Raw genomic sequence first — 18,718 nt, forward strand, 5'->3', positions numbered from 1 at the left:
TAAATAAAAATTAAACCCATTTTTTTAGCTTTTCTTTTGCTTTTTCCACCTCCTCTTCATTTATTGAACTTATTTTCACAAAAACATTACCATCCCTGCCATAAGAACCTATCTTTACATTATATCTTTTTAGAGTTTCTTTAATAGCAAATATAATTTGCGATTCTTTTTTTTCTGTCTTCAACCACTCTGTATATATCTTTTCCCCCTGAAAACATCCTTTTATCTTTTCAAACATAGCTTTCATCTCTTTAGGCACGCCAGGCAAAACAAATATTCTATCTTCAACGATAAAGCCAGGAGCTACACCCACATCGTTTTCTATGAGACTGCACCCCTCGGGTAAATCTGCCATTTTTAGCACATTTTCTATTCTTGCCTTTTCTTTTATGCCCTTTTCTCTTATTTTTTCTTTTATTGTTTGTTCGGCGATTTTGTCTCTTACAATCTTTTTATTCAAGGCCTGTGCTACAGCTTCTCTGGTCTTATCATCAGGAGTAGGACCCAATCCACCGGTTATAATAATCTTATCTCGGTAATTTTGAATTTCATCGGCAATAGCGAAAACATCATCGGGCAAGGTAATAATCTTTTCCGGAATACTGCCTAAATCTGTCAATCTCTTTGCCAGATAGGTAGCATTCGTGTTTTCTATATCTCCGGCCAAAAGCTCATCGCCGATACAGAGAATCACCATCTCTCCTGCCTTTCAGAAATATGTTCTTATTCTCCTCTATAGATTTTGTAAAAACCTTTCCAATCGAAGATAACCATATATTTTCCTCAAAAGGCAATAGAGGAGAAACAAAACCTGTCATATATGTATTTAAAAAACGCATATCTTTGATGCTTTTGCAATCAACAATTACAAATCCTCTTTTCTGCAAATCCCGCTCTATATTTTCTGGATAGCTGGAATCTGCTGGTTTTATTTTCATACTTGACGATATACCAATGCCCTCTTTTTTTAAATATTTTAAGTATCTTAAGGCTTCTAACATCTCAAAGGAAAGAAGAATGTCGCCTTCTCCCATGGGTACTGTTGGTGAATATACCTTATGTGAAAATCTCACGAAGGTGATTACACTGCCTCCTCTCTGTGCCATACCGTGAACTTCAGATTTTTTTACATCAAAATTAGATAACATTGCGCAAATAGAGATAAGTTCGCCTGTTTTTAGGATTCCCTGTCCTCCCACACCACAGATTACGATATTCATTCTATCGCTCCAAATGGACAGACTTGTTTGCATAAGTTACATCCATTACAGAGAGAAGAAATAATATCCATTTTATCTCCCTTTTTTTGTATGGCTGGACACCCCAACGAAAGACATACATTACACCCCGTGCATTTCTCAGCATTGATATACAGTGGTTCTTTTTTTTCTACTATCAACGCACAGGGAGCACGGGCAATGATAACCGAGATATCATCTCTTTCAATTTCTTCTGAAATAGTTTCTTTTAATTCTTCTAAATCAAAAGGGTTAACAATTCTTATATGCTCTACCCCACAGGCTTCTACTATGTCCTCTATGGGAATTTTCTGGGTTTCTCTTCCCTTTGCATCTTTTCCTGTTCCCGGATGTGGTTGATGTCCTGTCATTGCAGTGGTCATATTATCCAGGATAATGATGGTATCCGTTCCCTTGTTGTAAACACTGTTTAAAACACCAGTAATACCGGAGTGATAAAAGGTAGAATCACCAATTACAGCCACCGCTTTCTTGTCATTTAATTTAGAAAAGGCATGAAGGGCATTTACTCCCGCTCCCATGCATAGAATAAAATCCATACTACGAAGCGGCGGAAGCACTGCTAAACTATAACATCCTATATCTCCCAAAACCGTAAGTTTTAATTTATGTAAAATGTAAAATACGCCTCTATGCGGACACCCAGGACAGAGAACGGGAGGCCGAGCAGGCACATCTATACTTTTGGGAATCTCTTCATTTAATATTTCTTTTTTTAATTTTTCTACACTCATCTCAAATGAGCCAGATATAGTTTGGACATTTAACCCCATTGCTTTTATCTGCTCTCCTATAAATGGATCTACCTCTTCTACAACATACACCTTATCTACGGAATGACAGAACTGTTCTATTTTTTTTCGGGGTAGAGGAAAAGACATTGTAATCTTTAAGATAGATGCATCTTCAAATGCCTCCCTGACATAATTATAAGATACACCACAGGTAATAATTCCCAATTTTTTTGACCTCATCTCTATTTTGTTGTAAGAAAAATTATCTGAAAAATCTCTTAATTTATCTAATCTTTCCATCATTCTTATCTTCATTTTCCTGGCGTAGGCAGGTATGGCTGCATACTTTTGTGAGTCTTTTTTATATAATTTTTTGAATTCTGTGCGCCTGCCTTCAATGTTCACAACACATTTAGAATGAGATAATCTAGTTGTAATCCTTAAAAGAATAGGAGTATCAAATTTTTCCGATAGATCAAATAATAATTTTGTGAGTTCGTATGCTTCCTGGCTGTCAGATGGTTCAAATAGTGGTATTTTTGCAGATAGAGCATACCAACGGTTGTCCTGCTCGTTTTGCGAGGAATGCATATTGGGATCATCTGCTGAAACTATAAGTAGACCTCCATTTACACCAGTATAAGAAAGTGTCATTAGAGGATCCGCCGCAATATTCAGACCTACATGCTTACTGGCATAAAGAGATCTGACGCCAGAAAGGGAGGCACCTATTACACACTCCAGAGCCACTTTCTCATTGACTGCCCATTCTGTTTCTATCTCAGGAAATTTTGAAAGTGTTTCTAATATCTCTGTGGATGGTGTGCCAGGATAAGATGAGGCATATCTTACCCCTGCTTCATGGCTACCGTATGCAATAGATTCGTTACCAGATAAGAAACTGCGCATCTTTGCTCATGGTAGCTTTTCTCATAGAAAAGTCAATTGTCTTTTTCTTCTAAAAATTTAATGACGCCCCTTGAGATGCCTTCAGCAATACATCTCCTGTATTTTTTTCCTGAAAGGAGTTGTGCATCTGAGGGATTTGTCACAAACAACGTTTCCACCAATATGCTGGGCATACGGGTATCCACTAAAACATAGAAAGGAGCTTGTTTTACACCGATGTTTTGAGATACACCGTGCAATTCTCTGACAATATCTTTCTGCACATAATAAGCAAGTTTTTTTGATATATTGAGCTTTGCACTTTGTATTAAAGAAAGTATTATCTTGTTTATATCACCCATCTTTTCGATGGGCACATTATTTTCGCGGGCTGCAATCTGTATTGCCCTCTTATCGGATGTCGCATTCAATATCCAGGTGGATGTACCTCTCACCTTTTTATTATTGCAAGCATTACAATGAATAGAGACAAACACATCTGCGCCTTTCTCATTGGCAATGTGCGCCCTTTTGGAAAGTGGGATAAAAACATCTGTTTTTCGGGTAAGGTATACATTTACGCCCCTCCTGGAAAGTTTCTTCTTTACTTCCTTTGCAATCTTTAAAACAATATCCTTTTCCCTTATCCCTTTAATCCCTACCGCTCCGGGATCTTTCCCCCCATGTCCAGGATCAACAACTACTGTGTATTTTTTTGTTTTTTTCGAAGAAATAACAATTATTTGCCGAAACTTCTGCTTGGCAAACTTTGTCACCCAACTTTCTGGATAATCTTTGATTAAAAGGTTCAGGGCTTTTATCCTTTCACTCTTATAATATGACAGTTTGTATCTCTTATACAAATCATTAAAGATGCATGCTCTTCTGTAGACAGATATAGGTGCATATTTGGTTTTTGAATAATTTTCATATAGATATTTGTATTCATTGGCTACCTTTAAGAGTTTTTCCTTGTTAAAATTGTATGTATAATATGTTTCTCTATAGGATGCATTTTCATAGAGCGATTCTGCCCCTCTGTAGGTGAACGAAATACACAAGATGACAAGAAAGAAAAATAATATTTTCTTCATAATATATTGAATTATATTTTATTTTTATTATCTTTCAAATGTAATGAGAATGCTGGGCATAGATTACGGAGATAAAAGAGTAGGCATTGCGGTAAGTGATTCTATGAATATAATAGCTACGGGTTTTGAGATCTGGAAAAACGAGAAGGGTTTATATAAAAAGATTGAAACGATGGTAAAGGAATATGATGTGGGGACGGTTGTTGTAGGCATGCCCATTAATATGGATGGTACCTGTGGCTTAAGAGTAGAAATCACAAGAGCATTTGTAGAGAAATTAAAAAAAATCCTGAGAGGAATAAAGATAACAACCTGGGATGAAAGACTTTCCACGAGTTTTTCTCTAAAAATTCTATCTGAAGCATCAGTTAAGGGAAGGAAGAAAAAAAAGACTGTCGATAAAATAGCAGCGGCGTTTATACTCCAGGGCTATTTAGATTCTACCAAATGAAGATAAATGTAAAGAAACTATTAATCGCAAACTTTATTTTATATGTCCTGATCTTAGCAATAATAATCTGTATCTTTATTTCCTTTAATCATTATCTGCATTCACCTGCATCTTTAAAAGAGGAGGTAAAGTATGTATCTATAGATAAAGGAGAAGAAATAAAAGATATCATAAGAAAATTGCATAAAGAAAAAATTATAAAAAAGGCAGACTGGTTTTACTATTATGTCATTTTGAGTGGTATATCTAAAAAGATAAAAGCAGGGATGCATAAGTTTTCCACACATTTAACTCCTAAAGAAGTAGGGATAGAGCTTATGTCTTCTAAAGTTCCTGCCATAAAGGTAACTATACCCGAAGGCTATACTATAGAACAGATTGCTCAAGTTTTAGACAGCTCTCATATAATAAAAAAAGAAAAGTTTTTGGAAACTTGTAATAATAAGGAATTTGTCCACAGCCTTTACATAAACGGAACATCTTTAGAAGGATTTTTATTTCCAGACACTTACCTCTTTTATTGTGGGGAGAAAGCAAAGGATATAATTAGAACAATGGTAAACAGGTTCAATGAGGTATACAGCAGGTTATCTCCATCTGAGACTGCAGACAGATATAAAATCTTGAAGATAGCCTCTATTGTAGAAAAGGAAACAGCCAGGAACGAGGAAAAGGCGATGGTTGCTGCCGTTATATATAATAGGTTAAAAAAAGGCATAAAATTGTGTATGGATTCAACAGTAATTTACGGATTATCAAACTTTGATGGAAACTTAAAAAAGGAGGACTTGACAAAATCCACACCTTATAACACTTACCTATTTTATGGACTTCCCCCCACTCCTATCTGTAATCCCGGCAAAAAGTCTCTCATTGCCGCCCTCCATCCTGCGAGTGTGGATTATCTCTACTTTGTTTCTAAAAACGATGGAACACATATATTTTCCAAAAACTTGAAAGAACATGGAATATGGGTAAACAAATATCAAAAGAAAATCTGAAATACTATATAAAAACATTTGGCTGTCAGATGAATGAGCGAGATTCAGAAAAAATGGCAGCAACCCTTGAGAATAAAGGCTATTTGTCTTCCTCTCCTCAAGATGCAGACATTCTAATGGTAAATAGCTGTGCAGTGAGAGAAAAGGCTGAACAGAAGCTATATAGTTTTATCGGTCGTCTCATTCATAAAAAGAAAAAGGGTGCGAAACTCATTGTTTGCGGCTGTGTTGTTCAATACAAGGGAAAAGAAATATTGAACAGATTTAAAGATGTAGATGCTGTTTTGAATACGCGGAGGATAGAAGATTTTGAACAGGTTTTAAAAGATGTATTGAATGGGGAAAGAATAATGTATATTCCCTCAACAATGCACAACCCTAACAAAATATTACCTCACTTAAAAGATAGGACAGGTGCCTTTGTGGACATTACCTATGGTTGTAATAATTTTTGTTCCTACTGCATTGTTCCTTATACCAGGGGGAAGGAAATCAGCAGGGAGAAAGAATACATCATAAAAGAGATAAGAATGTTAGCTCAAGGTGGGGTTAAAGAGATAACGCTGCTGGGGCAAAATGTAAATTCTTATGGAAAAGGGCTCTATAAGAATTATAACTTTGTTGATCTTTTATACGATGTTAGCAAAATTGATGATATACAGAGAATAAGATTTGTTACATCTCATCCTAAGGACTTCTCATACTCTCTCATCTCAGCAATTAAAGAAATAGATAAGCTTTGCAAACATATTCATTTGCCTGTTCAGAGTGGTTCAAATAGAATATTGGAGCTTATGAGAAGAAAATATACAAGGGAAGAATATATAGAAAAAGCATTGCTCTTTAAAGAAACAACAAAAGGAAGCATTACCACAGATATCATTATTGGATTTCCTACGGAAACGGATTATGATTTTGAACAAACGATGGATATGCTGAGAAAAATACGATTTGATTTCTCCTTTTCCTTTAAATATTCACCAAGACCTTTTACGGCCGCTGCTTCTACAAAGGAAAGAGTGCCGAAGGAAACAAAGGAAAAAAGATTAGAAAAATTTCAAAATTTACAGGAAAAAATTACATGGGAAAGCAACTTAAGGGATGTGGGGAAGATATTTAATGTTTTGGTGGAAGGAAATGCTAAAAGAGGCGATCTTCTCACAGGCAGAACAACAACAAACAAGATAGTAAATTTTTCAGGAGAGGCAAAAAAAGGAAAAATAGTTAAAGTCGTTATTCAGGAGGCAAAAAAACATAGTTTGCAGGGAAACATGGAGGACAGTTATGGTAAGTTTGAAAATCAAAGATGTGGATTTTTACGGAGATAAAGGAAGCATCGTCTTGGAAGATAATTCAAATGGGCTTTATGAATTTTCTATAGCAAAAGATAAAGCTTGCATTCTCTCCCTTGTTCTCCTGGGCGTTTATGTTCCGGAAAACAACTTCTATAAGTTGTTAGATAATCTATTTAGCAGGGTAAACTTATCGGTAAATGCCGTAATAATAGCCGATACGTGGACAGAGGATAGTCTTGCTCAAGTAGAAATTGTTGGCAAAAATTTTTGTGAACGATATTGGTTGAATTTTCCCGATGCGTTGATCATAAGTGTCCTGTATAATGCCCCTATATATAGCAAAAAGGAGTTGAAAGGAGTATATATAGAAAGAAACTGGATGCGTTTTGCCGAGGAGATGCTGCACATTTTATGAATATCAGAGAAAAATTAGAGAAGGAAGAAGAAAACTCACTTCACAAGAATGCTGCATTTTCTTGTTCTGCTAAGGGAAGAAAAAGAAAAGAAACATTGGATGATGTGAGAACAGAGTTTATGAGAGATAGAGATCGTATCATCCATTGCAAGGCTTTTCGCAGATTACAGCATAAAACACAGGTTTTTCTCTCTCCTACCAGTGATCACTACCGCACACGCCTAACACACACGCTGGAGGTTGCTCAAATTGCTAAAACTATTAGTAAAGCATTGTTTTTAAATGAAACGCTTACCGAAGCCATAGCATTAGGACATGATTTGGGACACACTCCGTTTGGTCACGCCGGCGAAGCAGCCTTAAATAAAATAAGTAAAAATGGCTTTAAACACGAAATACAAAGCCTGAGAATAGTAGACATTATAGCAAAGGAGGGCAATGGATTAAACCTCACCGAAGAGGTAAGAGATGGAATATTAAAGCATTCGAAGGGAAGAGGTAGTATAGTGACTAAAGATATGCCATACACATTAGAAGGCCAAATCGTGAGGATTTCAGACTGTATTGCCTATGTGAATCACGATATTGACGATGCCATTCGTGCAGGCATTATTGAAAAGGGTGACCTACCCAAACCGATAACAAATATTTTGGGAAACAGTCATTCAAAAAGAATTGCTACTCTGGTTAAAAGTGTAATCAAAGCAACAGCGGACAATAATTATCACCATATAGATATGGAAAATGAAGTTTTGGAGGCATTGGAAGATTTGAGGAATTTCTTATTTGAAAATGTTTACTTTAATGAAAAAGTATTAAGTGTAGCAAAAAAGGCAGAAAAGATAATACAGGAACTCTTTTATTATTTCTTAGAACACGCAGAACAGATAAAAAAACAGTTTACAAAGGATAGAGAAACAGTAGTTATAGATTATATATCAGGTATGACGGATAGGTTTGCTTTAGAGACTTATAAAGACATATTTTTGCCCAAACCGTGGGGGGAATAAATGAAAGAGATAGAAGAGGCAAAAGAGATTTTATCTAACTTTAAGGAATTTGAAATATACGGGGAAGAAGAACAGGAGACAAATTACGACTTAAAGGAAAACGAACTCAGCTTATTGAAGAAAAGAGAAAAGGGATTAGCCTTTAGAGTTATTGAAGGAGGACATAAAATAGATTTTTGCATAGCCTGTTTTCCTGACTGGCAAAATAAATTGAAGGACATAACTTATAATCTAAAAAACTGGAGCGAGTTGGTAAAAAAAGAAGATATATCTTTGCCTGAAGCAAGATTTGGCTATAGGTCTGAAGAAAAAAGGGAACTAATAGACGAAAAAGACTTACTTGATAAAGTAAGACATATAAAAGATACAGCTCAAACTATAGATAAAAGAGTAAGGGTAAAACAGGTAAGTTCTTCTATGGTGAAAAAATGTATCTCTATCTGGAGCAATAAAGGCATAGATTGTACGGATGAACATGTTCTCTATACCGCCGAGGGAATGGCTTTAGCCGTAGATAAAGATGCTCAGATAGGCTTCTGTGCAAAAGATGGAACCATATTTAATACAATAGATGCAGAAGAAATTGGTAGAAAGATGGCATCTCGGGCTATAGAAAAATTGGGTGCAAAAACATTAGAAAAAGGTACATACAACATCGTTCTTTCGTCACGAGTGATGAGACAATTTTTATCCTTCTTTTCTTCTGCCTTTGAAGGAGATTCAGTTTTAAAACACGCAACGATATTGGAGGATAGAATCGGAACCAAGATTGTTTCAGCCCTCATAAACATAATAGATGACGGGACAATGGAAAGTGGAGTGGGTACATCCCTATGTGATTGCGAAGGTATTCCTACCCAAAAAACAAAATTAGTAGAAAACGGTATTTTAAAAAATTTCCTCCATAATTCATTTACCAGCAAGGAGTTAAATTATGAAAATACGGCTAACGCCTTTCGTGAAAATTATAGACAAACCCTAAAAATCACTCCCACGAACATCTATATAGAAAATGGAGCAGAAAAAAACATACTTCTTTTAATGAACAACGGACTGTATATCACGGAGCTTTTGGGATTACATACTGCAAATCAAATAACAGGTGATTTTTCCGTAGGTATATCAGGTCAAAAAATAAAAAATGGGAGGAAATACGAACCATTTAGGGGAGCCACTATGACAGGTAATATTCTTACACTTTTAAGCAAGGTTTTTGCCATTTCTGAAAAGATAGAATTTCTTTCCGCTGTAGGAGCACCAGATATAGGCATAGAAGATGTATCTGTTGGAGGATAAATGAATCCAGAGATTATCATTCTTGATTTTGGTTCTCAATATACTCAACTTATTGCGAGAAAGATGAGAGAAAAAGGTGTTTACGCAGAAATCTATCCATTTGATGTACAGACAGAAAAACTTAAATGTGCAAAGGGGATTATTCTTTCTGGAGGGCCCATGAGCGTGTGGGAGAAGGATGCACCCATTCCCTCATTGGGTATTTTCAAATTGCCTGTTCCTATTTTGGGTATTTGTTATGGAATGCAGTTATTCGTCCATTTATTTGGAGGAAAGGTGTCAAGCAGCTCAAAAAGAGAATATGGACCCAGCAACCTATATATAGAGAAAAATGAGGAGCTATTTGAGGGAATTGAGGACAAATCCTTAGTTTGGATGAGTCATGGTGATAAAATAGACAAGCTTCCGCCTCAATTTGTTCGTATCGCTCACACCGACAATTCACCCTTTGCTGCCATCAGGGATAAAGAAAAGAAGGTATGGTTGCTGCAATTTCACCCTGAGGTCTACCACACTCAATATGGAGAAAAGATGCTCGAAAATTTTGCTTATAGAATATGTCATGTTTCCGGGGGGTGGACGATAGAGCATTTCATATCTTCAAAAATAGAAGAGACGAGAAGAAAAGTAGGCAAAAGTAATATTCTATGTGCACTCTCGGGTGGAGTAGATTCTTCTGTTTTAGTTTGTCTTTTACACAAAGCAGTTGGGGAAAATGTGATTCCTGTTTTTATAAATAACGGTTTATTGAGAAAAAATGAAGAAACAGAAGTAAGGAATGCGCTCAAAAAAATGGGAATAGATATTCATTATGTGGATGCCTCTCGTTCTTTCTTACGGAGATTGAAGAGCATTGAAGATCCAGAAAAGAAGAGAATGATTATTGGAGAAGAATTCATCAATGTCTTCTATGAAGTAGCTAAAATGTATAAGAATGTGGATTTTTTGGCACAGGGCACATTATATCCTGATGTAATTGAAAGCAGGCAGGTAAAAGGACCATCGGCAAGGATAAAAACGCATCATAATGTGGGTGGACTGCCGCAAAACTTGAAATTCAAACTTGTAGAACCACTAAAAGAATTATTTAAAGATGAAGTGAGAAAAATAGGAAAGATTTTGGGACTGCCGGAAGACTATGTTAAAAGGCAGCCCTTCCCAGGACCGGGTCTGGCAATAAGGATTATTGGAGAGGTAACAAAGGAAAAACTGGATATACTGAGAAATAGCGATGATATTATCACCAGTGAGATAAGAAAAGCTGGATTTTATGATAGATTATGGCAATCCTTTGCTATATTCTTACCTATATGTACGGTAGGAGTGATGGGTGATAAGAGAACATACGATTATACAATAGCCATAAGGGCGGTGGAGAGTAAAGACGGTATGACAGCCGATTGGGCAAAACTTCCCTATGAACTTTTGAGCAAGATATCCACTAGAATAATAAATGAGGTAGCTGGCGTGAACAGAGTGGTCTATGATATATCCAGCAAACCGCCAGCAACAATAGAATGGGAGTAAGGAGAATGAGTGGATAGGCGCATTACATTGAAAAATACATCCTATATAACTTTTTTATTAGATAAAAACGAAGAAAAACTAAAGGACATCAATAGAATATTTGGTGTTGATGCAATTTTTAGAGGGGGAGATGTAGTTATCTCTGGAAAGGCAGATAGCGTAAAGAAAGCGTCTGTCTTTTTTCAGGATATAGATAAAATGATCAATGAAGGACATTATCTCTCAAAAAAGGATTTTGAAAATGTTTTAAAGACTGTGGATGTTTCAAAAAATATCAGAGTAGAAGCTATTTTCGCCACTGAAACGCTGCACAATAAAGCAAAGAAGCTTATACCAAAAACTGTTGCTCAACGCAATTGTATAGAGGCTATCAAGAACAATACAATAACAGTATGCGTTGGGCCAGCAGGAACGGGAAAAACCTACTTAAGCGTGGCGATGGCCTTGTTTTACCTTTTAAAGAAAAAGGTAAAAAGGATTATCCTTACCAGACCGGCCGTAGAAGCAGGAGAAAAATTGGGTTTTCTGCCTGGCGATATGTATGAAAAGGTACATCCGTATATGAGACCTTTATATGATGCATTATACGATATTTTGGACATAGATAGAGTAACTAGATTATTAAATCAAGGAAGAATTGAAATTATTCCGTTAGCATATATGAGAGGAAGAACATTAAATGATGCGTTTATTATTCTCGATGAGGCACAGAATACATCGCCCACTCAGATGAAGATGTTTTTAACGAGACTGGGATTTAATTCAAAAGCAGTAATTACGGGTGATGTTACACAGATAGATTTGCCCACTACAGAAGAATCGGGACTTATAGATGTAAGGGAAACATTGGCTTTTGTTGAGGACCTGAAGATTGTTTATTTCACTAAAGATGATGTAGTAAGAAATCCCATAGTAACAAAAATTATTGAGGCCTATGAAAGAAAAGAAGCAAAATAAAGCAAAGAAAAAGATAAACAACTTTTTCAATATTATCTCAAAATATGTAACAAGCATATATGCTATGTTGGCTGTTACATTTGTGGTGACCAGCTTTCTATTCTTCCCTTCCAGAGGTCTTATCTACAATTTGCATGTAGGCGATGTTTCCCCACAAACGATTAGGGCAGAAGAAAATTTGCTTATTGAAGATAAGGTATCTACACAATTGCATATAAATGAAGCAAAAAAAAATGTTACACCCATATTTGATTTTAATCACTCCGTTTATTTGGAAGTAGTGCACAATGTAGAAAACTCATTTTCTATGGGTAGAAATGCTTTGCCAAAGCTTACTACTAAACAAAATAGAAAAAAATTTGAAACCACATTCTTTAAAACCATAGGTATAGAAACTGATCATTCCATTTTTGAAAGATTGATTAGATTAAAATTCTCTCCTGAGATAGAGAGAGCAATAATCAATGCATGTATGCAATTGAAAGATAAACCCATAGTATCTATGAAAAAAGGGGTTGGACTTACACCTAAGGTGATTACGGTAAAAGATTTGCAAACAGGTGGACAGAAACAGATGAAAAGTTCCTCTATTACAGATGTAGAAAAGGTAAAATTTGAAATCTATGAAAATATAATATCTTCAAAACAAAGCTACGCTCACCAGTTTTTGATATGGGACATCACAAAAAAGCTTATTCGTCCAAATTTGTTCTACAACAGTGCAGAGACCAAAAAAATGAAAGATGAAGCGGTAGCTAAAGTAGACAAAGCATTTATTCAGGTAAAAAAAGGACAGGTAATTGTTAGAGAAGGAAATATTATAACAGCTGCAGATTACGCAAAGCTCACTGCAATGAACATGCTAAAGTATAAGCAAAATGTCATCTTTGATTATGCCAGAATCATTCTTCTTTTAGTTGCTTTCGGTTTCTTTTCTTATTTCATTATGCAATATATGGGCAAAAAGTACTTAGAAAATGAGAACTATATAAAGTTGTTCTTAGCCACTTTTCTCTTAAATATTGTTGTAGTCAAGGTTTACGAGTATTTAGCCAGTAATATCTCATACAGCAATGCGCTATTGTCCAAGATTTCTATTTTATATGCCACCCCTTTTGCGTTTGGAGCAGTGCTTATAGCATTAACGATAAGTTTTGAGTTTTCTTTAATATTTGCCTTTCTGCTCTCTGCCTGTGTTTTTCTCCTTCCTGACAAAACAGTTAATATGCAAATTGCCCTCTATGTTTTCCTGGGAAGTGCAGGTGGTTCTCTTTGCATTTCAAAACGCAAAGAACGAGTAGGAATTATAAAAACAGGGATAAATATTTCGCTAATAAGCACTGCATTAATATTAGTTTTTTCCATGCATGAAGGTTTCTTTTCCGTTCATACATTAATTTCCTGTGTCTTCGGTATTATTTCCGGCATTACGGTTATTCTGATAGTTTCTGGTATACTGCCTATATACGAATGGCTTTTCGGTATCTCTACAAACATAAGACTGATGGAATTGGGGAATTTGAACCATCCCTTATTGAGAGAATTAGCTTTAAAAGCCCCAGGCACATATCAGCACAGTATTGCTATGAGTAGTTTGGCAGAAGCGGCAGCTCAAGCGATAGACGCTGACTCCGTTTTAGCTAAGGTTGGTGCCTACTATCATGATATAGGCAAAATGTCCAAACCCCTGTACTTCGTAGAAAATCAGATGGGTGGTGTAAATAAGCATGATAAACTTTCTCCTCCAATGAGTGCATTGATACTTATAGATCATGTAAAAGAGGGGATACTTTTGGCGAATAAATACAGATTGGGCAGAAGAATAAAAGATATTATTCAACAGCATCACGGAACAACACTTATCAAGTATTTTTATAGTAAAGCAAAAGAAAAGAAAATGGATGTAAAGGAAGAAGAATTTAGATACAAGGGACCGAAACCACAAACGAGAGAAGCAGGTATTATTATGATTGCCGATCAGGTAGAGGCAATCTCTCGCACATTAAGTGAACCCAGTATCTCACATATTAGACAATTGGTAAAAAAGACAACCACCGATATCTTTTTGGATGGACAATTAGATGAATGTGAGTTAACACTTGCAGACCTCGATAAGATTTCCAATGCATTTGTAAAGGTATTAAGCGGCATGTTTCATTATCGCATAGATTATCCGGAGACAGCGGGTGAAAACGGAAGTACAGCAAAGCAAGGGAAGAATTAGTAAAAAGTGGATAAAAAATATTATGGGTTTTTTGGGCGAGCAGTTTGCATTGAAAGATGTAGAGGTAAGTATTCTTATAACAGATGATGAAAAAATGAAAATATTGAACAAAAAGTATAGAGGTATAAATGAATCTACGGATGTTCTCTCTTTTTCACTGAGAGAAGGAGAAGATAATGTATTCTACAAATTACTGGGGGATATCGTGATCTCCTGGGACAGAGCAAAAAAGGATGCAAGAGAAATAAAAATACCATTAAAGGAAGAACTGGCCACTTTACTTATCCACGGTTTTTTGCATCTTATGGAGTATAAGGATGACAACGAAGAAAATTTTTGTAAAATGAAAAAAAAACAGGAAGAACTCCTTCTTGTGTTAAAAGAGAAGAACTATGTTTAGAGGGATAAGAGAAGACATTCGCACTGTATTTGAAAGAGACCCTGCGGCAAGAAATAGTTTTGAGATTTTTTTCTGCTATCCAGGACTACATGCATTATGGGGACATCGGATTGCCCATTTTTTCTGGAAACATAAGCTGAGATTTATTGGAAGGTTTGTTTCTCACATAAGCCGATTTTTCACGGGCATTGAAATTCATCCGGGAGCAAAAATAGGAAGAAGGTTTTTTATTGATCACGGAATGGGGATAGTCATTGGCGAGACTACAGAAATTGGTGATGATGTAACACTCTATCAGGGAGTAACATTGGGCGGAACAAGCCTAAAAAAGGTAAAGAGACATCCCACTCTAAAAAATAATGTGGTTGTGGGCGGAGGAGCAAAGGTCTTAGGTGCAATTACCATAGGGGAAAATAGTAGGGTAGGCGCAAGCAGTGTTGTAGTAGGGAATGTACCACCAAATTCCACTGTTGTAGGTATACCAGGAAGAGTAATCAAGAAAAAGGAAATGATCGAAGGCGTAGATTTAGAACACGCGAAAATTCCAGACATTGAAGGAAAGTTAATGCGCTACCTCCTGCATAGAGTGGAAAGAATAGAAAGAGAATTAAAGGCACTATCAAAAGGAGATAAAGAATCAATGGAAAAAGAAAGGCTGAAAGAAGCAGAAGAATTAAAAAAGATTGAGGAGTATATTAAAAGCTTTGATATAAAAAGTTTAAAGTAAAATGCAGATACAAATTTATATTTTAGCCATCGTTATATTGATTTTTTCTATTGTTGTGCATGAGGTTATGCACGGATATATAGCCTATAGGTTAGGAGATAACACTGCAAAATTCATGGGCAGGTTAACACTTAATCCTATTTCGCACATAGATTTACTTGGTACAATTATTATCCCCTTGCTTCTCATTGTTTCCAGATCTCCCATTCTGTTTGGATGGGCAAAACCTGTTCCTGTAAATTTCAACAATCTACATAATCCCAAGAGAGACTCCGTATATGTAGCGCTGGCAGGTCCTGCTTCAAATTTTGTGTTAGCTATTATATTTGCCATTTTTTATCATCTATTCTCTTTTTCCCCGCTACTTAGTACGGTTTTTTGGTACGGCGTTTACATAAATTTGATTTTAGGTATATTTAATCTCGTTCCTATCCCACCGTTGGATGGAGGAAGAATAGCGGTAGGTCTTCTGCCATGGAAGTATTCCTGCATGTTAGAGAGACTTGAACCGTTTGGTTTGTATATAGTTATTATCTTATTATTTTTGAGATTCTTTGATTTTACCGTTTTCCCGCTGGTGCAATATCTATCAAGGCTTCTTATAGGAGGTAGTTTTTATGGATAGAGTCTTAAGTGGAATGAGACCTACGGGGAATCTGCACTTAGGCAACCTGTATGGTGCACTGAATAATTGGATAAAACTACAAAATGAGAATTATCAAACATTCTATTTTGTGGCTGACCTTCATGCCCTAACTACAGATTTTGCTCATTCTACTCATTTAAAAGAAGAAACAATGAATATGGTCATCGATTGGTTTTCATTTGGTCTAAACCCTGAAAAAAGTACGATATTTGTACAATCAAAAATAGAGGAACATGCAGAATTATTCACCATCTTTTCAATGATAACACCTGTCTCCTGGTTGGAAAGAAACCCCTCCTACAAAGATGTCGTATCTCAAATAGGAGAGAAAGCTGCAGGCAACTTTGGCTTTTTAGGCTACCCCGTTTTGATGACTGCAGATATTACCATGTATAAGGCAAGATATGTACCGGTGGGTTTCGATCAGCTACCACATCTGGAATTGGCAAGAGAAATTGTAAGAAGATTTAATTACTTGACAAAAAAAGATGTGTTTTTAGAGCCGCAAGCACTTCTCTCCACCGCTCCCAAGATATTGGGTATAGACGGCAGAAAAATGAGTAAATCTTATGGCAATGCCATCTATCTGAGTGATAATGAGGAAGAAACAAGGAAAAAAATAAAGGTCATGTTCACAGATCCTCAGCGTTTGAGAAAAAACGATGCAGGAAGACCTGATATGTGTGGAGTATTCTACCTACATCAGATTTTTAGCGATAAACAAAAGATAAAAGAAATAGAAGGAGGATGCAAAAACGCTTCAATAGGATGTGTAGATTGTAAGAATATACTCATAAAAAACATCAATGAAAAATTGAGACCTTACAGAGAAAAAAGAGTAATATGGGAAAAGAGAAAAGGAGATATTCTTTCTATATTCGAGGAAGGAGCAAGAAAGGCACGCCAAGAATCGGAAAAAACAATGGAGGAGGTAAGAGAAGCGGTTTTCGGATGATTTCTACTTTAAAAAATTACGGTCAATATAGTTTGTATCGTAATCTTTGTTCTTAAATTGGTTATTGCTTATTAGTTTTTTGAAGAATTGAATGTTTGTCTTTATTCCCTCTACAATAAATTCATCCAGTGCCCTTTTCATACGCTCAATTGTTTCATTTCTCGTGTTACCTCTGACAATAAGTTTGGCAATAAGCGAATCATAATACGGGGTTACGGTACACCCACTGTAGATGGCTGTATCCACGCGTACACCAGGTCCACCAGGGATAAATAACTTTTCTATTTTCCCGGGAGAAGGAACAAATCTCTCGTCCTCAGCGTTTATTCTGCATTCCATACTATGAAATTTAAGACTCACATCTTCTTGACTTATATTTAATTTTTCACCAGCAGCAAGTTTAATTTGCTCTTTCATAATATCTATCCCCGTACATGTTTCTGTAACAGGATGCTCCACCTGAATACGGGTGTTCACTTCTATGAAGTAAAAGTTCCCCTGCTCGTCCAGCAAAAACTCTATTGTACCCACATTCTCATAGTTAAGAATTTTAGCTATCTTAACAGCTGTATTTAAGATTTCTTTTCTCTTTTCTTCTGAAAGAAATGGCGATGGGGATTCTTCTAAGAGTTTCTGATGTCTTCTTTGTAATGTGCAATCTCTCTCAAATAAATGTATTGCATTGCCGAATTTGTCAGCAAGGATTTGCACCTCTACATGTTTTGGATGTTCGATAAACTTTTCCATGTATATATCAGCCTTGCCAAAAGACACTCTCGCTTCTTCATGCGCTGCGAGAAAGGCATTTTCTATATTCTCTTCTTCTCTTATAACTCGCAGTCCTCTTCCGCCGCCGCCCCACACTGCCTTGAGCAAGACGGGATAACCTATCTTCTCGGCAATTTCTTTTGCCTCGCCTGCAGATTGCACAATACCATCACTACCTAAGATGGTAGGGATATTAGTCTTCTTCAGCTGTTTTTTCACTTCCAGCTTGTTAGACAAATGTTTCATTACGGGTATTGGAGGTCCAATAAATGTAACATCCAAATCTCTACAAACCCCAGCAAAAGAGGGATTTTCTGATAAAAATCCATATCCTGGATGAACAGCGTCTGCATTTGTCTGCAAAATAGCCTCTGCTATAGCCACAATATTTAAGTAGCTTTTATCCGAGCTTGAGGGACCAATACATATTTTCTCATCACTTATTTTTACAGGGATACTTTCTCTATCTTCATATGAGTAAACGACAACTGTTCTTATACCCAATTCCTTACAGGCTCTTATGACTCTCAGCGCTATCTCACCCCTATTAGCAACAAGGATTGTCTTAAACATTAGGCTTTCTTGACTAAAAACAGTGTTGTTCCATATTCCACGCGCTGAGCATCTTTTACCATTACCTTCTTGATTATACAGGGAAATTCTGCCTCAATTTCATTCATTACCTTCATTGCCTCAATAATACACAGAACATCGCCTTTTTTTACATCCTGCCCCTGTTCTACATAGGGAGGCGCTCCGGGGGACGGTGAGCAATAAAATGTACCCACCATGGGTGATTTTATCTCTATTAGTTCCTCATCTTTGCTTGGTTTTTTAATCTCCTCTTCTTTTTCAATAGCAGATTTTGATTGAACTGAGGATATTACCTGAGGCTGCTCTTTTTTCAATGAGATGTAAAAATCGTCATCTCTATACTTGAACTCTGTCATTTTACTCTTTTGCACTAAAACTATAAGCTTTTTGATTAATTTAATATCCATAACACCTCCAATTTGTTAATAAATATCACAAGATGTAATTTCTTTCAACGATTAAAATTCATAAATTTAT

Annotated in this window: 19 protein-coding genes; 13 read left to right on the forward strand and 6 right to left on the reverse strand. The window is 36.2% G+C overall.

Going from position 1 to position 18,718, the window contains the following annotated elements:
- Positions 1–10 precede the first annotated feature (10 nt).
- From J7J10_05590 to J7J10_05605, 4 genes are read right to left on the reverse strand one after another with little or no spacing between them, the layout of a single operon-like run.
- Entirely contained in the window at positions 11–697 is a 687-nt protein-coding gene (locus J7J10_05590; protein MCD6130400.1) for a competence/damage-inducible protein A, read from the reverse strand.
- The gene (locus J7J10_05595; protein ID MCD6130401.1) at positions 672–1,220 is read right to left on the reverse strand and encodes an indolepyruvate oxidoreductase subunit beta; all 549 of its coding nucleotides are present in this window, start codon (positions 1,218–1,220) and stop codon (positions 672–674) included. Before J7J10_05595 ends, J7J10_05590 begins: the two co-directional genes overlap by 26 nt.
- Positions 1,217–2,902 (reverse strand): indolepyruvate ferredoxin oxidoreductase subunit alpha, encoded by a 1,686-nt coding sequence (gene iorA / locus J7J10_05600; protein ID MCD6130402.1) that lies wholly within the window; start codon positions 2,900–2,902, stop codon positions 1,217–1,219. Before iorA ends, J7J10_05595 begins: the two co-directional genes overlap by 4 nt.
- Before the next feature lie 32 nt (positions 2,903–2,934).
- On the reverse strand, positions 2,935–3,975 hold the full coding sequence (locus J7J10_05605) for an N-acetylmuramoyl-L-alanine amidase (GenBank protein MCD6130403.1): 1,041 nt from the start codon (positions 3,973–3,975) through the stop codon (positions 2,935–2,937).
- 43 nt (positions 3,976–4,018) lie between these two features.
- Between J7J10_05605 and ruvX the strand changes: the two genes are divergently transcribed.
- The 13 genes from ruvX to trpS all read left to right on the forward strand — a co-directional run bounded on the left by ruvX (position 4,019) and on the right by trpS (position 16,879).
- Complete coding sequence (gene ruvX, locus J7J10_05610; protein ID MCD6130404.1) at positions 4,019–4,426, forward strand: Holliday junction resolvase RuvX; 408 nt, start codon at positions 4,019–4,021, stop codon at positions 4,424–4,426.
- Entirely contained in the window at positions 4,423–5,427 is a 1,005-nt protein-coding gene (mltG, locus tag J7J10_05615; protein ID MCD6130405.1) for an endolytic transglycosylase MltG, read from the forward strand. The genes ruvX and mltG overlap by 4 nt, the downstream gene beginning before the upstream one ends.
- On the forward strand, positions 5,397–6,755 hold the full coding sequence (gene miaB, locus J7J10_05620) for a tRNA (N6-isopentenyl adenosine(37)-C2)-methylthiotransferase MiaB (GenBank protein ID MCD6130406.1): 1,359 nt from the start codon (positions 5,397–5,399) through the stop codon (positions 6,753–6,755). The genes mltG and miaB overlap by 31 nt, the downstream gene beginning before the upstream one ends.
- On the forward strand, positions 6,712–7,137 hold the full coding sequence (locus J7J10_05625; GenBank protein ID MCD6130407.1) for a hypothetical protein: 426 nt from the start codon (positions 6,712–6,714) through the stop codon (positions 7,135–7,137). Before miaB ends, J7J10_05625 begins: the two co-directional genes overlap by 44 nt.
- On the forward strand, positions 7,134–8,147 hold the full coding sequence (locus J7J10_05630; protein MCD6130408.1) for a deoxyguanosinetriphosphate triphosphohydrolase: 1,014 nt from the start codon (positions 7,134–7,136) through the stop codon (positions 8,145–8,147). The genes J7J10_05625 and J7J10_05630 overlap by 4 nt, the downstream gene beginning before the upstream one ends.
- Positions 8,148–9,443 carry a TldD/PmbA family protein gene (locus tag J7J10_05635; protein MCD6130409.1) on the forward strand — a complete coding sequence of 432 codons (1,296 nt, stop codon included), beginning with the start codon at positions 8,148–8,150 and terminating at the stop codon, positions 9,441–9,443.
- On the forward strand, positions 9,444–10,970 hold the full coding sequence (guaA, locus tag J7J10_05640; GenBank protein ID MCD6130410.1) for a glutamine-hydrolyzing GMP synthase: 1,527 nt from the start codon (positions 9,444–9,446) through the stop codon (positions 10,968–10,970). It begins immediately after the preceding gene.
- 198 nt (positions 10,971–11,168) lie between these two features.
- Positions 11,169–11,927 carry a PhoH family protein gene (locus J7J10_05645; GenBank protein ID MCD6130411.1) on the forward strand — a complete coding sequence of 253 codons (759 nt, stop codon included), beginning with the start codon at positions 11,169–11,171 and terminating at the stop codon, positions 11,925–11,927.
- Positions 11,905–14,151, forward strand: a complete 2,247-nt coding sequence (locus J7J10_05650; GenBank protein ID MCD6130412.1) for an HDIG domain-containing protein — start codon at positions 11,905–11,907, stop codon at positions 14,149–14,151. The genes J7J10_05645 and J7J10_05650 overlap by 23 nt, the downstream gene beginning before the upstream one ends.
- Complete coding sequence (gene ybeY / locus J7J10_05655) at positions 14,114–14,551, forward strand: rRNA maturation RNase YbeY (GenBank protein MCD6130413.1); 438 nt, start codon at positions 14,114–14,116, stop codon at positions 14,549–14,551. Before J7J10_05650 ends, ybeY begins: the two co-directional genes overlap by 38 nt.
- The gene (gene cysE / locus J7J10_05660) at positions 14,544–15,278 is read left to right on the forward strand and encodes a serine O-acetyltransferase (protein MCD6130414.1); all 735 of its coding nucleotides are present in this window, start codon (positions 14,544–14,546) and stop codon (positions 15,276–15,278) included. The genes ybeY and cysE overlap by 8 nt, the downstream gene beginning before the upstream one ends.
- Before the next feature lies 1 nt (position 15,279).
- The gene (locus J7J10_05665; protein MCD6130415.1) at positions 15,280–15,903 is read left to right on the forward strand and encodes a site-2 protease family protein; all 624 of its coding nucleotides are present in this window, start codon (positions 15,280–15,282) and stop codon (positions 15,901–15,903) included.
- Positions 15,896–16,879 (forward strand): tryptophan--tRNA ligase, encoded by a 984-nt coding sequence (gene trpS, locus J7J10_05670; protein ID MCD6130416.1) that lies wholly within the window; start codon positions 15,896–15,898, stop codon positions 16,877–16,879. Before J7J10_05665 ends, trpS begins: the two co-directional genes overlap by 8 nt.
- A gap of 3 nt (positions 16,880–16,882) precedes the next feature.
- On the opposite strand, the gene accC is transcribed toward trpS, so the two are convergent.
- Both accC and accB read right to left on the reverse strand, forming a co-directional pair.
- A complete protein-coding gene (gene accC / locus J7J10_05675) occupies positions 16,883–18,220 on the reverse strand; it encodes an acetyl-CoA carboxylase biotin carboxylase subunit (GenBank protein ID MCD6130417.1) in 1,338 nt (445 codons plus the stop codon).
- On the reverse strand, positions 18,220–18,648 hold the full coding sequence (accB, locus tag J7J10_05680; protein MCD6130418.1) for an acetyl-CoA carboxylase biotin carboxyl carrier protein: 429 nt from the start codon (positions 18,646–18,648) through the stop codon (positions 18,220–18,222). The genes accC and accB overlap by 1 nt, the downstream gene beginning before the upstream one ends.
- Between the last annotated feature and the right edge of the window lie 70 nt (positions 18,649–18,718).

The sequence above is a fragment of the Deltaproteobacteria bacterium genome, from assembly GCA_021159305.1.
Classification (GTDB): Bacteria; Campylobacterota_A; Desulfurellia; order JAGGSF01; family JAGGSF01; genus JAGGSF01.

What these genes read in the sequence shown, in the direction of transcription:
- accB (MCD6130418.1), bottom strand. Translation starts at nt 18,648, where the DNA reads ATGGATATTAAATTAATCAAAAAGCTTATAGTTTTAGTGCAAAAGAGT.
- J7J10_05630 (MCD6130408.1), top strand. Translation starts at nt 7,134, where the DNA reads ATGAATATCAGAGAAAAATTAGAGAAGGAAGAAGAAAACTCACTTCAC.
- miaB (MCD6130406.1), top strand. Translation starts at nt 5,397, where the DNA reads ATGGGTAAACAAATATCAAAAGAAAATCTGAAATACTATATAAAAACA.
- cysE (MCD6130414.1), top strand. Translation starts at nt 14,544, where the DNA reads ATGTTTAGAGGGATAAGAGAAGACATTCGCACTGTATTTGAAAGAGAC.
- J7J10_05595 (MCD6130401.1), bottom strand. Translation starts at nt 1,220, where the DNA reads ATGAATATCGTAATCTGTGGTGTGGGAGGACAGGGAATCCTAAAAACA.
- accC (MCD6130417.1), bottom strand. Translation starts at nt 18,220, where the DNA reads ATGTTTAAGACAATCCTTGTTGCTAATAGGGGTGAGATAGCGCTGAGA.
- mltG (MCD6130405.1), top strand. Translation starts at nt 4,423, where the DNA reads ATGAAGATAAATGTAAAGAAACTATTAATCGCAAACTTTATTTTATAT.
- iorA (MCD6130402.1), bottom strand. Translation starts at nt 2,902, where the DNA reads ATGCGCAGTTTCTTATCTGGTAACGAATCTATTGCATACGGTAGCCAT.
- J7J10_05665 (MCD6130415.1), top strand. Translation starts at nt 15,280, where the DNA reads ATGCAGATACAAATTTATATTTTAGCCATCGTTATATTGATTTTTTCT.
- J7J10_05650 (MCD6130412.1), top strand. Translation starts at nt 11,905, where the DNA reads ATGAAAGAAAAGAAGCAAAATAAAGCAAAGAAAAAGATAAACAACTTT.
- J7J10_05635 (MCD6130409.1), top strand. Translation starts at nt 8,148, where the DNA reads ATGAAAGAGATAGAAGAGGCAAAAGAGATTTTATCTAACTTTAAGGAA.
- J7J10_05645 (MCD6130411.1), top strand. Translation starts at nt 11,169, where the DNA reads ATGATCAATGAAGGACATTATCTCTCAAAAAAGGATTTTGAAAATGTT.
- guaA (MCD6130410.1), top strand. Translation starts at nt 9,444, where the DNA reads ATGAATCCAGAGATTATCATTCTTGATTTTGGTTCTCAATATACTCAA.
- ruvX (MCD6130404.1), top strand. Translation starts at nt 4,019, where the DNA reads ATGAGAATGCTGGGCATAGATTACGGAGATAAAAGAGTAGGCATTGCG.
- J7J10_05605 (MCD6130403.1), bottom strand. Translation starts at nt 3,975, where the DNA reads ATGAAGAAAATATTATTTTTCTTTCTTGTCATCTTGTGTATTTCGTTC.
- J7J10_05590 (MCD6130400.1), bottom strand. Translation starts at nt 697, where the DNA reads ATGGTGATTCTCTGTATCGGCGATGAGCTTTTGGCCGGAGATATAGAA.
- trpS (MCD6130416.1), top strand. Translation starts at nt 15,896, where the DNA reads ATGGATAGAGTCTTAAGTGGAATGAGACCTACGGGGAATCTGCACTTA.
- J7J10_05625 (MCD6130407.1), top strand. Translation starts at nt 6,712, where the DNA reads ATGGTAAGTTTGAAAATCAAAGATGTGGATTTTTACGGAGATAAAGGA.